We start from the raw sequence: 15,601 nt of genomic DNA on the forward strand, positions 1-15,601 counted from the left end.
GATGCACCACGGCGAAGACCTCATCGTCCTCGGCGTCCTGTTCGTCGTCGCCTACGTCCTCGGCCGGCTGGGGAGGACGATCGGGCTCCCGGCCATCCCGATCTACATGGTCGTCGGGCTCCTCGCGAGCCCGAACTTCCACCTCTTCCCGCTCGACTTCGAGTCGAGCTACATCGAGCTGACCGCGGTCTTCGGGCTGATACTCCTGCTGTTCAACCTCGGCCTGGAGTTCGACCAGGACGAGTTCTTCGGGAACGCCGGCCGCCTGATCCTCTCCGGCGGCTCCTACATCGCGGTCAACATGGCCGTCGGCCTCGGCTTCGGCTTCGCGCTGGGCTGGGGGAGCCGCGAGGCGCTGATCATCGCCGGCATCACGGCGACGAGCTCGAGCGCGATCGTCACCAAGCTGCTGATCGAGCTCAAGCGCCTGGCGAACCCCGAGACGCCGATGATCCTGGGCGTCACGGTCGTCGAGGACATCTTCATCGCGGTCTACCTGGCGATCGTGTCCGTCGTGCTCTCGGGCGAGACGGAGCCGTGGCCGGTGGTGCTCAAGCTCGTCATCGCGTTCGCGTTCCTCGTGGTGATGTTCGCGATCGCCCGCTGGGGCGGGAAGGTCGTCTCCCGCTTCTTCCGCACCCGCGACGACGAGCTGTTCACGATCCTGTTCTTCGGTCTCGCCATCCTGTTCGGCGGCATCGGCGAGGTCCTCGGAGTGACGGACGCCATCGGCGCGTTCCTGATCGGACTGGTCATCGGAGCGACGCGGTTCCGGTCGAGGGTCGAGCACATCGCGATCCCGCTGCGCGACGTGTTCGGAGCCTTCTTCTTCGTCAACTTCGGTCTCGGACTGGATCCCGGCGCGTTCCCGAGCGTCGTGGTCCCGGTGCTGATCGCCGCGGTGATGACCATCGTCCTGAACCTCGGCGCGGGGCAGTTCGTCGCGTGGCTCAACAAGCTCGGACCGCGCGCGGGCCTGAACGCGGCGTTCATCCTGCACAACCGCGGCGAGTTCGCGCTCATCCTGGCGACGCTCTCGCTCTCGGCGGGGCTCGACGAGCGGATCCAGCCCTTCGCCGGCCTCTACGTGCTGATCATGGCGATCGTCGGGCCGATCCTCGCCTCGCGCTCCGAGAGCATCGGCGCGTTCCTCTCGCGGCGGCGGCACCGCCCGGCACCCGCAGCGGCCACGGCCATGGACGAGGAGGACTTCGCGCTCGTGGAGGCGGCGATGGCCGCGCCCGCCGTCTCCGCGGAGGAGGTTCCCGCTCCTCCGAGGCGCCCCGCGGAGCCGGACGAGCTCGACGACGAGTTCCCCGATCCGATGCGCCAGGCGCTCATCGACCAGGCGATGCAGCAGTCCGACGGCGCCGACGACGCCCGGCCCCGCCGCCCGAGGGAGCCCGACTACTGATCCCACGGAGCTCCCACACTCACGGGTTAGGCTCGATCCGGCCCGCGGGACACCGCACGGATCGAGGGCGGACGAGGGACGAATGACGCAGAGCACGGTCGGGCAGGTGGCCCGGCGCCCGCGCTGGATCGCCGCGCTGGCGCTCGCACTCCTGATCGCCGGGCTCTTCGCCGCGCTCGGGCAGTGGCAGGTCGGCCGCGCGGTCGAAGCCGCCGCGCCCGACTCCGGAGTGTCGGAGACGACGCTCCCGCTCGCCGAGGTCGCGACCCCCTCCCGCTCGATCACGGCGACCGCCGACGGACAGCGTGTGGAGGGCTCGTCCGTCTTCGTGCCGGGCGGTGCCGAGATCCTCGGCGGCCGCCTGAACGGCGAGCAGCCGGGCTGGTGGGTCATCGCCCGCACCCGCACCGCCGACGCCGACCTGGTGCTCGCCTACGGCTGGACGCAGGACGAGGCGCAGGCGCAGTCCGTCGCGGACGCGCTGAACAGCGGGAGCGAGCAGGCGCCCTCCTCCTTCATCGGCCGCCTCGTGGCCAACGAGGCCGCGGAGGCGCCGGCGGAGGGCCTGGACCCCGCCACCCTCACCGCGCTCTCCGTCCCCGCGCTGATCAACCGCTGGCCGGACCCGCCCCAGGACGTCTACCAGGGCTACGTCGTCGTCGACGAGCCGGTCGCCGGCCTCGAGGCCATCGACTCCCCGGCGCGCGTGAGCGACGTCTCGCTGAACTGGCTCAACGTCTTCTACGCGATCGAGTGGGTCGTCTTCGCCGGCTTCGCCCTCTACCTCTGGTTCCGCCTCGTCAAGGACGCGTGGGAGCGCGAGGCCGAGGAGGCGCTCGACGCCGAGGAGCGCGCCCGCGCCGACCTGGGCGACCGGGCCGAGGCCCCCGCCCCCGCACCGTAAACTGGTCGTCATGCCCCTCGAGCCCAAGCCCGCGCAGTTCCCTGCGATCCGGAGCGCGCTGCGCTTCTACCGGGTGACCTCGATCATCACCGGCGTGATGCTGCTCCTGCTCTGCGCGGAGATGCTGCTCAAGTACGTCTTCCACCTCGAGCTGTTCGCCTTCGGCCAGCAGGGCGTCCTGCACTTCGCCCCGATGTACGAGGTGCCCGGAGGCGAGTTCACGTCGAGCGGCACCGGCGCGAACCTGTCCACCGGCATCCTGATCGCGCACGGCTGGTTCTACGTCGTCTACCTCTTCGCCGACTTCCGCCTGTGGAGCCTCATGCGCTGGCCGTTCACGCGCTTCGTGCTCATCGCGCTCGGCGGCGTGGTGCCCACCCTCTCCTTCTTCGTCGAGACCCGCATCGCCCGCGAGGTCGAGCAGTACCTCGAGCGCCGGACCGCCGGCACCGACCCGAAGACCCCGACCGACTCCGTGGAGGCCCCCCATTAGCGAGCAGCCCACCGCTCCCCAGCCGCACCTGGCCGCGCAGCCCGTCCTCGTCGTCGACTTCGGCGCGCAGTACGCGCAGCTGATCGCCCGCCGGGTCCGCGAGGCGAACGTCTACTCCGAGATCGTGCCCTCCAACGCCACGGCCGCCGAGATCGCCGCGAAGTCGCCCGTCGGCATCATCCTCTCGGGCGGCCCCTCCAGCGTGTACGAGGAGGGCGCCCCGCAGCTCGACCCCGCGATCTTCGACCTCGGGATCCCGGTCCTGGGCATCTGCTACGGCTTCCAGGTGATGGCGAAGACGCTCGGCGGCGAGGTCGCCAACACGGGGCTGCGCGAGTACGGAGCGACGGACGCCGCCCTCTCGACCGACGGTGGCGTGCTCCTCGGCGAGCAGCCCGCCGACCAGACGGTGTGGATGAGCCACGGCGACTCGGTCGCACAGGCGCCCGAGGGCTTCGAGGTCCTCGCCTCCACGAGCTCCACCCCGGTCGCCGCCTTCGGCAACGACGAGCGCCGCCTCTACGGCGTGCAGTGGCACCCGGAGGTCAAGCACTCCGCCTACGGCCAGGCCGTCATCGAGAACTTCCTCCACCGCGCCGCGGGCATCCCGGCCGACTGGAACTCCTCCAACGTGATCGACGACCAGGTCGCCGTGATCCGCGAGCAGGTCGGCACCGGACGCGTCATCTGCGGCCTGTCCGGCGGAGTCGACTCCGCCGTCGCCGCTGCGATCGTGCACCGTGCCATCGGCGACCAGCTCACCTGCGTCTTCGTCGACCACGGACTCCTCCGCAAGGACGAGCGCCGCCAGGTCGAGGAGGACTACGTCGCCGCGACCGGCGTCCGCCTGGTCACCGTCGACGCGCGCGAGCAGTTCCTCGACGCGCTCGCCGGCGTCAGCGACCCGGAGCAGAAGCGCAAGATCATCGGCCGCGAGTTCATCCGCACCTTCGAGGCCGCCGCCGAAGCGCTCGTGCTCGAAGCGCAGGGCGAGGGCGAGACGATCGACTTCCTCGTCCAGGGCACGCTCTACCCCGACGTCGTCGAATCCGGCGGCGGCACCGGCACCGCCAACATCAAGTCCCACCACAACGTCGGCGGACTCCCCGAGGACCTGCAGTTCGCACTCGTCGAGCCGCTCCGCACCCTCTTCAAGGACGAGGTCCGCGCGATCGGCCGCGAGCTCGGCCTCCCCGAGGTCATCGTCGGCCGCCAGCCCTTCCCCGGACCCGGCCTCGGCATCCGCATCGTCGGCGAGGTCACCCAGGAGCGGCTCGACCTCCTCCAGGACGCCGACGCCATCGTCCGCGCCGAGCTCACCGCCGCCGGCCTCGACACCGAGATCTGGCAGTGCCCCGTCGTCCTCCTCGCCGACGTCCGCTCCGTCGGAGTCCAGGGCGACGGCCGCACCTACGGCCACCCCATCGTCCTGCGCCCCGTCTCCTCGGAAGACGCGATGACCGCCGACTGGACCCGCCTGCCCTACGACCTCCTCGCCAGAATCTCCAACCGCATCACCAACGAGGTGAGCGGCGTGAACCGGGTGGTGCTGGATGTGACGTCCAAGCCCCCCGGCACCATCGAGTGGGAGTGATTCCGCGGGTCTCCGCACGGTCATCTGCGGCGTTGTCGGCGGTTGCGATACCTCCGGTATCGCGCCCTTCTCCGCCTTGCAGCTGACCGCGCGGAAACCCGCGGAACGTCAGGAACGGCTCCCTTCGAAGGGGGCCGTTTCTTGTTGAGGGGAGCGGGTGCGGAACGAGCCCCTGCGGGGCCGTTCCTGGGTGCAGGTAGAGGGGAACGAGCCCCTGCGGGGCCGTTCCCGGGTGCAGGTCGGGGAACGAGCTCGGGTGGCTGTTCAGGGAACGGGTGGCCGCGGTGCGGCCGGGGGATCGGTGAGGGGTGACCGGTGCCTGGCGAGGCATACCGAGTGGCGGTCAGGGGTTCGAGGCCCTGCGGGGACGTTCCGGGGGTGCCGATCGAGAGGCGGGCTTCTGCCGGGTGGTCGGGGAACGCGGGTCTGCGCTGGTCCGGGGGCCGTGGTGCAGGCGGAGGCGGCAGGCGCGCGAGCGCGGGTCAGGCGGGGGTGTCGAGCACGCCGATGAAGCGGGTGCCGATGCCGTCGTACTCGTCGCGGCGGTGGCCCTCGGGGTGGTGCGGCCAGGAGGCGGGGGAGTGGTCCTCGCAGACGAGGAACGTGAACTCGGGCCACCACTTCTTCGGGCGGGCGGCCTCGGAGCGGCCGCAGACGGCGCAGTCGAGGGTCACCCACACGGGACGCCTGCCGGTGCGGTTCGCGCGCGACTGGACGAGCCAGGCGGGCGGATCCTGCTCGAGGGCGGCGAGCTCCTCCTCCGACAGACGGGTGGGGATGCCGTGCCGCGTCGCCATCTCGAGGGGGATGTCGAGGCGCTGAGCGGCCTCGCGACGCGTGATCATCCGGCCACCCTAACCCAGCGCCGCGCGCGGACCCCGAGGCCGCAGCGACGCGCGCGCGAGCAGCCACTCCAGCGGGCCCTGCCCCACGAGCCGCCTCCAGAGGAGAGCGGCGACGATCGAGCCGACCACGAAGACGCCGAGCAGCGTCCAGCTGCGCCACGCCTCGAAGTCGAACGGCTCGTACGGGACCAGGTACACCGCCAGCGCCACGAGCTGCAGCGAGTAGATCGTCAGCGGCATCGCACCGACGGCCGCGATCGGAGTCGCCGCCCGCGCCAGGAGCGGCAGCCGCTGCAGAAGAGCCGTCAGCGCGCCGAGGACGACGCAGGCGACCCCGCCCGCCCCGAGCAGCTCGGCAGTGGTGCTGGCGTGCGCCTCCACCGCCTCCGGACCCCCGAGCAGCAGCCCGCCGCCGTAGCCGAGCACGGCCGAGACGGCGCCGCCGACGACGACCCAGCGCTGGGTGGTCGCGGACCGGACGTCGCAGCGCGCGATCAGGAGGCCGAGCACCACGTACGCCAGCCACGACGGCACCGGGTAGTACTGGGTGAACCAGATGAGGGGCTGCGCGGCCAGGAGCGCCTCGTCGGGCGACAGGGTCGAGAGCCAGGAGCCGCCGGCGCTGGTCAGCGCGTCGACCGCGAGGGGCCCGGCGATCGCCGCGGCCGCGACCAGCACAGCGAGGACCGCCCGCGGCAGGAAGAGCAGCAGCGCCGCGACGAGGAACATCACCCCGTAGTGCGGCAGGATCACCGCGATCGGCGTCCCGAGCAGGGTGAGGGCGACGCCGATGACGAGCAGGTACAGCCCGCGGAGCAGGATCGATCCCGTGTCGTGCCAGGGCCGCGAGGAGCGCTGTGCTCCGCCCGTCATCAGCCCGATCGACACTCCCGCCAGCACGGCGAAGAGGACGGAGCTGCGGCCGTTCCAGAGCATCTCGCTCTCGACCGGGGCGAGGTGGGCGGCGAACATGCCGAGGACGGCCAGGCCGCGTGCGACGTCGAGGCCGACGATCCGGGAGTCTGCGGCGCTCATCCCTCCATCGTGCCAGGCGCTCCCGGCAGTGCACCGGGAACGGCGCTGGGGCCGGGAACGACGACGGGCGCCCGACCCGGAGGTCGAGCGCCCGTCGGACGTGGTGCGCCGTGCTACTCGCGGAAGATCGCGACGAGGCGCAGGATCTCCAGGTACATCCAGACGACGGTGACCAGGATGCCGTAGGCGCCGGTCCAGCCGTAGATGCGGGGGAGGCGGTTGCGCACGCCCTGCTGGATGAACTCGAAGTCCATCACGAGCGAGTACGTGGCGAGCGCGACGGCGATGAGGCCGATCACGATGCCGATGAAGCCGGTGCGGAGACCGAAGCCGCCGCCGACGCCGAAGAGACCGAGGCCCAGGTTCACCAGCGAGAACACCGCGTAGCTGATCATGCCGATGAAGAAGATCTTGTTGAGCTTCGGCGAGGTGCGGATCTTGCCGTTCATGAACAGCGCCAGGGTGACGCCGATCACGATGACGGTCGCCATGAGGGCCTGGACGACCGCTCCGGCGTACGCGCTCTCGAAGAACTTCGAGATCGCACCGACCGCGATGCCCTGGGTCGCGGCGTAGCCGAGGATCAGGGCCGGCGACGGCTGCTTCTTGAAGGCGTTGACGATGCCCAGCACCAGCGCGACGAGCACGGCGGGGAGCATCAGGTCCGGGACGAACCAGCCGACGGCCGCACCCGCGAGGAGCACGACGAAGGCGAGGGCGGTCTTGGCGAGGGTGTCCTCGACGGTCATCCGGTCGGTCTCGACGGAGCCGGCGGCCGGACGGGAGTACATCTGGTCGAGTGTGCCGGGGGAGACGTCCGGGAGGTCCTGCACGCGGCCGGCGTAGCCGCGGTTGCTGAACTCCGGGCGTCCGAAGGCCGGATTGTTGCTTGCCATGGTTCCTCTTCTCTCAGGTGCGCTGGTCTCCGAGGGAACTCGCGGATCTGAGTCGCTGTGGGTGCGGGGTGCGCCGCGGATCCGAGAGGACTGCGACGATGGACACCACCATATCTGAGAGCACCTCTCAGAGTCTGGCTGTTCTCTTCGAGCGGACCTCGACTCCGCTGCGTGCCGCGCAGTGCCGCCCGTAGGATCGCGGCATGCCCGCGCGTCAGTCACCGCTCGTCATCGGCCACCGCGGAGCGAGCGGCTACCGACCGGAGCACACCCGCTCCGCCTATGAGCTGGCGATCGCGCTGGGCGCCGATGCGCTCGAGCCCGATCTGGTGGCGACCCGCGACGGCGTGCTCGTCCTCCGCCACGAGAACGAGATCTCCGGCACGACGGACGTCGAGAAGCGCCCGGAGTTCGCTGCGCGCCGCACCACCAAGCGGATCGACGGCCGCGAGATCACCGGCTGGTTCACCGAGGACTTCACCTGGGACGAGCTGTCGGAGCTGCGGGCCCGCGAGCGGCTGCCGGCGGTGCGCAGCTCCAGCGCCACGTTCGACGGCCAGTTCCCGCTGCTGCGCTTCAGCGAGCTGCTGGCGCTGCTGGACCGGGCGGCGGAGGACGATCCGCTCGCTCCGCCGGGGCTCGTCGCCGAGATCAAGCACGCGACGTACTTCGCCGGGATAGGGCTGCCGCTGGACGTGCTGCTGCGCGAGGAGCTCGCCGCCGCGGGCTGGGGTCCGCGCGACCCGCGGCTCACGATCGAGAGCTTCGAGAAGACCGTGCTGGAGCGGCTCGCGGTGAGCGGAGTCGGCACCCGCCGGATCTACCTGCTCGAGTCGCGCGGCGCCCCGCCCGACCTCGTGGCCGCCCACGGCGCCGACGCGGCCCCCTACTCCGCCTTCACCACGCCGGCGGGACTGCGGAACCTCGCCGGAGCCGTCGACGGGATCAGCGTCGACAAGAGCATGCTCTTCTCGCGGGACGCGGCCGGCCGGGCGACGGGGACCGGTCCGCTCGTCGAGGACGCCCACGCGGCCGGGCTCGAGGTCTACTGCTGGACGCTGCGCGCCGAGAACCGGTTCCTCGAGAAGGTGCACCGCCGCGGGAAGGACCCGGCGGAGTACGGCGGCTGGCAGGAGGAGTTCGCGATGATCCTCCGCTCGGGAGTGGACGGCGTCTTCGCCGACCAGCCCGATCTGGCGATCGAGGCGCGGGCGGCCGAGCAGGAGCGCCTGCTCCGCGGCTGACCGGTCCGCCGATCGGGTTCTCGTCCGGCGCGTGCCGAGCGGACGCGGAGGCTGCGCTGGCATCATCGGCTCACCACCGCCCGCCCGACCCTCGAGAGGAGGCCCCGTGTCCACCCGAGAGCGCATCACCCGCCGCTGGATCACCACCGCCGTCCTCGCCGTGATCGGCGTCGCCGTCGTCTACTGGCTCGCCGTGCTCACCCCTCAGGGCCAGGGCGTCGAGAACTCGGGGCTCCGGGGCGCCGACCTCGTCTTCGGCCGGGCCACCGGCGCCGCCGCGGGGGCGCTCGCGGACGTCACCCCGCTCTCCATGGTCGTCGGCGCCCTGCTCGTCGCGGCGATCGCGCTGATCCGGAGACGCCCGGCGCTGGCCGTCGCCTCCGTCGGCTCGATCGTCGTCACGGCCGGGCTCACCCAGCTGCTCAAGAACGTGGTCCTCGAGCGGCCCGAGCTGGTCGACACCGACTCCTGGTACACCGGCGGCAGCTTCCCGAGCGGGCACACCGCGGCGGCCGTCTCGGTGGTCTTCGCCCTGGCGATGGTCGTCCCCGGGCGCGCGCGGACCGTCGTGCTCGCGCTGGGCGGCGCGGTCGTGGTGCTGGTCGGCAACCTGACGATGGCCGCCTCCTGGCACCGGGCGAGCGACGTCCTCGGGGCCGACCTCGTCGCGCTCGCCTCCGCCTCCGCCGCCTGCGCGTGGCTGACCACCAGGGCCCAGGTGGGCCGAGCGCCGAAGAGGCCCGCGCGGCGCGGGGTGAACCGGCTGCTCCTGGTGTGCTCGGTGATCGTGGTGGTGCTGCTCGCGGCTCTCGCCGTCCAGGGCATCCAGTACTACCCCGACGACACGAAGGACCTCACCGCCTTCGCGCTCCTGCAGCTCCTGGCGGTGTCGACGTCGGCGCTCGCCGTGCTCGGCTTCTCCCTCGCGTGGCGCGGACTGGACGTCGGTGGGGCGCTCACCTCGCCCGCGCCGCGTCAGCGGACCGCCTGACCGCTCCCGGTGTCGGAGGGGCGATCTACACTCGGAGGGACATGATTTTCCTCTTCGATCCGAGCGGCTCCCGCGCCACCCCGGTCATCGTCGGTCCCCCCGGCGGCCCCGGGGACGCGCCCCGCACCGACCCGGCGCACGAGCAGCTCGTCGCGGGGCTGAACCCCCAGCAGCGCGAGGCGGTCGAGTACCGCGGAGACGCGCTGCTCATCGTCGCGGGTGCGGGCTCGGGCAAGACCAGCGTCCTCACCCGGCGCATCGCGAGCCTCCTGGGCAACGGCGAGGCCTGGCCGAGCCAGATCCTCGCGATCACGTTCACCAACAAGGCCGCGGCCGAGATGCGCGAGCGCGTCGAGAAGCTGGTGGGGCAGAGCGCCGAGGGGATGTGGATCTCGACGTTCCACTCCGCGTGCGTGCGGATCCTGCGCCGCGAGGCCGAGAACTTCGGCATGACCAAGTCGTTCACGATCTACGACTCGGGCGATCAGCGCGCCCTGCTCAAGCGCATCGTGAAGGACCTCGAGGCCGACTCGCTCGGGATCACCGTCGCGAGCGCCTCCGCGAAGATCTCCAAGCTCAAGAACGAGCTCGCCGACGTCGACTCCTACGCCCGCACCGCGAACCTCAGCGACCCGAACGAGGAGATGTTCCTCCAGGTCTTCCGGGCCTACTCGCGGGCGCTCGAGGGGGCGAACGCGTTCGACTTCGACGACCTGATCGCGCAGACCGTCTACCTCTTCCGCGCCTTCCCGCACGTCGCCGCGAAGTACCAGCGGCGCTTCCGCCACGTGCTGGTCGACGAGTACCAGGACACGAACCACGCCCAGTACTCGCTGATCCACGAGCTGACCCGGCCCGTGCCGCCGGCGACGATGGCCGCGGCGCAGTTCGACCGCCCCTACCGCGGACCGGTCACGGCCGACGGCTCCATCCCGGGGGCCTCGCTCACCGTCGTCGGCGATTCGGACCAGTCCATCTACGCGTTCCGCGGCGCCGACATCCGCAACATCGTCGAGTTCGAGCGCGACTTCCCGGGCTGCCGCGTGATCCTGCTCGAGCAGAACTACCGCTCGACGCAGAACATCCTCTCGGCGGCCAACGCCGTCATCTCGAACAACTTCGACCGTCGCGCGAAGAACCTCTGGTCCTCCAGCGGCGACGGGGAGAAGATCGTCGGCTACACCGGGTACTCGGGTCACGACGAGGCGCAGTTCGTGGTCGACGAGATCGCCCGCCTGCACGCGGCGGGCACCGGCTACGACGAGATCGCGGTCTTCTACCGCACCAACGCGCAGACCCGCGCGCTGGAGGAGATCTTCATCCGCTCCGCGCTGCCCTACCGGATCCTGGGCGGCACGAAGTTCTACGAGCGCGCCGAGATCAAGGACGCACTGGCGTACCTGATCACGGTGGCGAATCCGGCCGACGTGCTGGCGCTGCGGCGCATCATGAACACTCCGAAGCGGGGCATCGGCCCCGCGACGGAGGCGCAGCTGCAGTCGTTCGCCGACACCAACGCGGTGACCCTGCGGGAGGCGATGCGCAACGCCGGCTCGCTCGGGATGGGCCCGAAGGTGACGAAGGCGATCGTCGACCTCGCGACCCTCCTCGACGAGTGCGCGCTGATGCTCGACCCCGCACGGGAGGGCGGCGAGGCGAAGGTGCACGAGGTCCTGACGGCGCTCCTCACCCGCAGCGGCTACCTCGACATGCTCCGCGCCAGCCGCGACCCGCAGGACGAGGCCCGCGCCGAGAACGTCGACGAGCTCATCGCCGTCACCAAGGAGTTCGCGCGCAACAACCCGGACGGCGGGCTCGTGGACTTCCTCACCGAGGTCTCGCTGGTCGCCGCGGCCGACGACCTCGACGACGACTCCGGCACCGTCTCGCTGATGACGCTGCACACGGCGAAGGGCCTCGAGTACGACGCCGTGTTCCTCACCGGCATCGAGGAGGACCTGCTCCCGCACCGCATCTCGGCGAACGAGCCCGGCGGCCCGGCCGAGGAGCGGCGGCTGTTCTACGTGGGGATCACCCGGGCCCGCAAGCGCCTCTACCTCTCGCTCGCGATGACCCGCGCGCAGTACGGCGAGACGTCGGTCGCGATGCCGAGCCGGTTCCTGCAGGAGATCCCGGGAGAGCTGATCCAGTGGCGCCAGTCGCCCGGCGCGGCGACCTCACGCGGCGGCACGCAGCCCCGGGCCCTGAACGCTCAGCGGCCCGGCTTCGGCAAGTCGCGATCGAACACCGAGTTCCGGGAGGCGCTCGCCGCGGCGCCGAAGGCCAAGGGCGAGTTCCCGAACCGGATCACCGGCATGGTGCGCGACAACGGCGACCTCGAGCTGATCGCGGGCGACCGCATCCGGCACACCGACTTCGGCGAGGGGCGCGTGAACGCGGTGACGGGTGAGGGCTCGAAGCGCGTCGCGCACGTGCTCTTCGACCAGGTGGGCGCGAAGAAGCTGCTGATCAAGGTCGCGCCGATCGAGAAGATCTAGTCCGGTGGCGGCCGGATCGGCGGCCGCGCGGCTCGCGACGGAGGCGTTCTCCCCTGCGGTCCTCGCGGTGCTCGTGCCGGTCGTGGTCGGCGCGCGCGTCGCGGATCCGCCCCTGCTCGGCGTCGCGTGGGGAGCGCTCGCGGCGCTCTTCGTCGGCGTGGTGCCCTACCTCGTCATCCGCCTGCTGATGCGCACCGGCCGGATCCACGGCGACCATCACGTGCCCGACCGGCGCGAGCGGGCGCTGCCGATCGCGCTGGCGCTGGTGTCGATCGCGGCCGGCCTGGTACTGCTCGCCGTGCTCGGCGCTCCTGCCGCGGTGACCACGTTCGGTGTGGTGACGGTGGCCGTGGTGCTCGCCGTCGGCGTGGTCAACCTGGTCTGGAAGCTGTCCGGGCACGCGGCGGTGGTCGCCACCTGCGCCGTCGTCGTGCTGATCGCCTACGGACCGCTCTCCCTGCTGATCAGCGTGCCCATCGTCCTCTGGGTGCTCTGGTCGAGGGTGCGCCTCGGTGCGCACACCCCCGCTCAGGTCTTCGCGGGCGCCGCGGTCGGCACCGTCCTCGCCGGGACCGTCTGGTCCCTGCTCGGCTGACGTCCGTCCCTTCCCGTGTGCCCTCTGGTCGCCTTCCGCGAGATTCCACTCGAGTGGGAGGCACGCCGTGGCGGGCTCACCCGAGTGGCATCTCGCGGAAGGGGTCAGCCGGCGTAGCGCGCGACGAGCTCCCGCTTGAGGATCTTGCCGCTGGGCCCGAGCGGAAGGGCGTCGACGAACTCGACGCGGCGGGGGAACTTGAAGGCGGCGAGATGCTCGTTCGCGTAGGCGATCAGCTCCTCCGCGGTGGCGGTCGCCGACGGGGCGAGGATCACCGCGGCCATCACCTCCTGGCCGTGGCGCTCGTCCGGGATCCCGAAGACCGCCGCGTTCTGCACGGCCGGGTGCCCGATCAGCACCTCCTCGACCTCGCGCGGGTACACGTTGTAGCCGTTGCGGATGATCATGTCCTTCGTGCGGTCGAGGATGCGGATGTAGTCATCCTCGTCCTTCGTGCCCAGGTCGCCGGTGCGGAACCAGCCGTCAATCACCGCCTCCGCGGTCGCCGCCGGGTTGCCGAGGTACCCCTTCATCAGGTTGTGCCCGCGCACCACGATCTCGCCGAGCTCGCCCCGGGGGAGCAGCTCGACGCGGTCGGTCACGTCGGGGCGGGCGACCTCGACCTCGACGCCCCAGATCGGCGTGCCGACCGTGCCCGGCCGCGGCGGGACTCCGACGTGGTTGAAGGTGGCGACCGGGGAGGTCTCGGTGAGCCCGTAGCCCTCGTAGATCTCGACGCCGAACACCTCGCGGAAGCGCTCGATCACGGCGACGGGCAGGGCGGCGCCTCCCGAGACCGCGTAGCGCAGCGGCGGCCGGTCCTCGCGCCGGGTCGCGGCGTCGAGCAGGGCGACGTACATCGTGGGCACGCCCTCGAAGACCGTGCAGCCGTGGGCGATCATCGCCTCGAGCGCGGCGTCGCCGTCGAACTTCGGCACCAGGACGACCGTCGCGGCGGTGCGGAAGGCCGTGTTCATCGCGCAGACCTGCCCGAAGGTGTGGAAGAGCGGCAGCGCCCCGAGCACCACGTCGCCGCGGTGCAGGTCGAACGTGTTCATCAGCAGCACGTCCGACTGCGACACGATCGCGAAGTGCGTCCCCTCCGCCCCCTTCGGGCGGCCGGTGGTGCCGCTGGTGTAGAGGATCGTCGCCGTGTCGGAGGGGGAGCGGGGCACGTAGCCGTCGATCGGAGTCGCCTCCGCGGCGAGGTCCTCCAGGCGCGGAAGGGGCGAGGCGGTGCCGTCGGGCACCATCACGCTCAGCACGGGAACGTCGGCGAGGTCCGCTCCGGCGGCCCCCTCGGCGAGCAGCGGAGCGGCGCACACGAGCGCGACGGCTCCGGAGTCGCGCAGGACGTAGGCGATCTCGTCGTGCTTGAGCAGGGCGTGCACGGGGACCACCACGGCGCCGAGCGCGAGGACGGCGAAGTAGCCGCGGGGGAAGTCGGGGACGTTCGGGACGAGCAGGGCCACGCGGTCGCCCGGTCCGATCCCCTGGGCGCGCAGGGCTCCGGCGTAGGCACGGGTCTGCCGCCAGAGGGTCGCGTAGTCGACGGCCTGCTCGCCGACGCGGATGGCGATCGTGTCAGGGGTGCGCCGCGCCGCCTCCGCCAGGATGGCCGCGACGGAGAGGGTGCCGAAGCCGGCGGCGGGCGGGGGAGCGGCGGGGGCCTCGGCCGTGCGGGGTTCGGTGATGCTCATCAAGGCTCCAGTCGTCGTTGACCGCCGCGGCGGATGCCGGGTGCTTCACCGTAGATCCGCCGGGCGGCCGCGTCGAGCGATCCGCACCGGATGTTCAGCACGGACGGGCGGGGAGTGCGCATCCCGGCGCCGAGCGGAAGGGGGTGCGGGAGGCGCGGGCGGCTGCCTACAGTCGGACTGCTGCGGCCCGGTTCCGCGGGTCGGACGACGGGAGGCGCGATGCGCGGCGAGGCGACGCTCTACACGGATGCGGTGGTGACGGCTCCGTTCGCCCTCGCGGTGATCGCAGAGGCGACCGGCTCGCGAGTGGTCGGCGCGCGGACCGCGGACGCGCACGTCCCGCTCTACAGCGGTCCGACGAGCGCGCGGGTCGAGATCGCGGGGTTCGGCGACAGCGTGCCGGTCACCGTCGACGTGCGCGACGAGCGCGGGATCGACGAGGCGCGTGCGGCCGCGCAGGCGCTCGGGCTGGAGCTCGCCGCCTACGCGGGCTGGGAGGTCGTGGCCGGCTTCTGAGCGTCGCGTCGGACCCGGGCGAGGTAGTAGCGGCTGGGCGCCGTCCTCACGATCGCGGGAAGCAGGCGGTAGGCGGCGAAGGTGCGCGAGAGCGCCCGCTCGAACCGCGCCTCCTGCCGTGCGGTCCAGTGGAAGCCGAAGGGCTCGCGGAGCGCCGCCGGGAGCAGACCGGCGGTGATCAGGCGGAGGTAGGGGCCGAGCGGGCGCAGGTACCAGGCGGCGATGCTCGGGCCCAGCAGGTCGTGGGCGACCCGGCGGGCCGCGGGCGTGACCTCGAGGCGCTCCAGCTCCCGCTCCCAGTAGGCGTCGAACGCGGTGCGGGAGTCGGGCCAGAGGTCCGCGGGCATCTGCAGGGCCGCGCCGACGACGACGGAGCGGCGCACGATGTCGTCCGCCTCCTCCTCGCTCAGCGCACCGAAGGCGCCCTCGTAGAGCTGCAGCATCGACTGGGTGAGCGTCGCCGCGACCCAGCGCTGCAGCTCCGGGTCGAAGGCCGTATAGCCGGGGCCGCGCACGGGCACGTGCGCCCTGTTCACGCGGCGGCGGACGGCGCGCACGTCCTCGGGAGTGCCGTAGTGCAGGACGTAGAGGTAGGAGAGCGTCCCGTGCAGGCGGTTCACGGCCCGGTGCACGAAGTCGGAGTGGTCGGCGACGCCCTGCCCGACCGCCGGGTGCGCGATCTGGAGGAGGATCGCGCGCGCGCCCGCCAGCAGGAACACGCCCTCGCGGAAGACGTCCGGGGTGCGGGAGGCCGACGACATGGCTCCACGCTACGCGGGAGCGGCGGGCGGAATAGGAGCCGGTGCCCCCGGCGGGCGTCCGGCGGGCGCGGAGCGACCGCACGGGAAGCCCCCGGCGGGTGCGGAGTAGACTCGG

14 protein-coding genes are annotated in these 15,601 nt (G+C 71.9%); 9 read left to right on the plus strand and 5 right to left on the minus strand.

Features of this window, described 5'->3' with window-relative positions; all coding sequences use genetic code 11:
• Position 1 precedes the first annotated feature (1 nt).
• From C5C44_RS12615 to guaA, 4 genes are all read left to right on the plus strand, one after another.
• A complete protein-coding gene (locus C5C44_RS12615; RefSeq protein ID WP_104224735.1) occupies positions 2–1,414 on the plus strand; it encodes a cation:proton antiporter in 1,413 nt (470 codons plus the stop codon).
• An 82-nt stretch (positions 1,415–1,496) separates the two neighbouring features.
• The gene (locus tag C5C44_RS12620; protein ID WP_104292891.1) at positions 1,497–2,318 is read left to right on the plus strand and encodes an SURF1 family cytochrome oxidase biogenesis protein; all 822 of its coding nucleotides are present in this window, start codon (positions 1,497–1,499) and stop codon (positions 2,316–2,318) included.
• 10 nt (positions 2,319–2,328) lie between these two features.
• Entirely contained in the window at positions 2,329–2,811 is a 483-nt protein-coding gene (locus C5C44_RS12625; RefSeq protein WP_104234169.1) for a DUF3817 domain-containing protein, read from the plus strand.
• A gap of 28 nt (positions 2,812–2,839) precedes the next feature.
• Positions 2,840–4,405, plus strand: coding sequence for a glutamine-hydrolyzing GMP synthase (gene guaA, locus C5C44_RS12630; protein ID WP_104335957.1), 1,566 nt, complete (start codon positions 2,840–2,842; stop codon positions 4,403–4,405).
• A gap of 482 nt (positions 4,406–4,887) precedes the next feature.
• Here the strand turns inward: guaA and C5C44_RS12635 are convergent, their stop codons facing one another.
• The 3 genes from C5C44_RS12635 to C5C44_RS12645 all read right to left on the minus strand — a co-directional run bounded on the left by C5C44_RS12635 (position 4,888) and on the right by C5C44_RS12645 (position 7,181).
• Positions 4,888–5,250, minus strand: a complete 363-nt coding sequence (locus tag C5C44_RS12635; RefSeq protein WP_104224739.1) for a DUF5997 family protein — start codon at positions 5,248–5,250, stop codon at positions 4,888–4,890.
• A gap of 9 nt (positions 5,251–5,259) precedes the next feature.
• On the minus strand, positions 5,260–6,285 hold the full coding sequence (locus C5C44_RS12640) for a DUF418 domain-containing protein (protein WP_104335958.1): 1,026 nt from the start codon (positions 6,283–6,285) through the stop codon (positions 5,260–5,262).
• Between the two features lie 113 nt (positions 6,286–6,398).
• Positions 6,399–7,181, minus strand: a complete 783-nt coding sequence (locus C5C44_RS12645; RefSeq protein ID WP_104263479.1) for a Bax inhibitor-1/YccA family protein — start codon at positions 7,179–7,181, stop codon at positions 6,399–6,401.
• A 203-nt stretch (positions 7,182–7,384) separates the two neighbouring features.
• Between C5C44_RS12645 and C5C44_RS12650 the strand changes: the two genes are divergently transcribed.
• The 4 genes from C5C44_RS12650 (at position 7,385) to C5C44_RS12665 (ending at position 12,509) form a co-directional block, all read left to right on the plus strand.
• A complete protein-coding gene (locus tag C5C44_RS12650; protein WP_104224742.1) occupies positions 7,385–8,425 on the plus strand; it encodes a glycerophosphodiester phosphodiesterase family protein in 1,041 nt (346 codons plus the stop codon).
• Between the two features lie 106 nt (positions 8,426–8,531).
• Positions 8,532–9,416, plus strand: a complete 885-nt coding sequence (locus tag C5C44_RS12655; RefSeq protein WP_104224743.1) for a phosphatase PAP2 family protein — start codon at positions 8,532–8,534, stop codon at positions 9,414–9,416.
• Positions 9,417–9,457: 41 nt separating this feature from the next.
• Complete coding sequence (locus C5C44_RS12660) at positions 9,458–11,914, plus strand: ATP-dependent helicase (RefSeq protein ID WP_104335959.1); 2,457 nt, start codon at positions 9,458–9,460, stop codon at positions 11,912–11,914.
• A gap of 4 nt (positions 11,915–11,918) precedes the next feature.
• The gene (locus C5C44_RS12665) at positions 11,919–12,509 is read left to right on the plus strand and encodes a phosphatase PAP2 family protein (protein WP_104335960.1); all 591 of its coding nucleotides are present in this window, start codon (positions 11,919–11,921) and stop codon (positions 12,507–12,509) included.
• A gap of 104 nt (positions 12,510–12,613) precedes the next feature.
• Here C5C44_RS12665 and C5C44_RS12670 read toward each other — a convergent pair whose 3' ends face one another.
• Complete coding sequence (locus tag C5C44_RS12670; protein WP_104335961.1) at positions 12,614–14,209, minus strand: long-chain fatty acid--CoA ligase; 1,596 nt, start codon at positions 14,207–14,209, stop codon at positions 12,614–12,616.
• A gap of 219 nt (positions 14,210–14,428) precedes the next feature.
• On the opposite strand from C5C44_RS12670, the gene C5C44_RS12675 reads away from it, so the two are divergent.
• On the plus strand, positions 14,429–14,725 hold the full coding sequence (locus tag C5C44_RS12675; protein WP_104224926.1) for a hypothetical protein: 297 nt from the start codon (positions 14,429–14,431) through the stop codon (positions 14,723–14,725).
• On the opposite strand, the gene C5C44_RS12680 is transcribed toward C5C44_RS12675, so the two are convergent.
• The gene (locus C5C44_RS12680) at positions 14,692–15,486 is read right to left on the minus strand and encodes an oxygenase MpaB family protein (protein WP_104227297.1); all 795 of its coding nucleotides are present in this window, start codon (positions 15,484–15,486) and stop codon (positions 14,692–14,694) included. The genes C5C44_RS12675 and C5C44_RS12680 overlap by 34 nt on opposite strands.
• Between the last annotated feature and the right edge of the window lie 115 nt (positions 15,487–15,601).

The sequence above is a fragment of the Rathayibacter sp. AY1F6 genome (assembly GCF_002932035.1).
In the GTDB taxonomy this organism is placed as follows: Bacteria; Actinomycetota; Actinomycetes; order Actinomycetales; family Microbacteriaceae; genus Rathayibacter.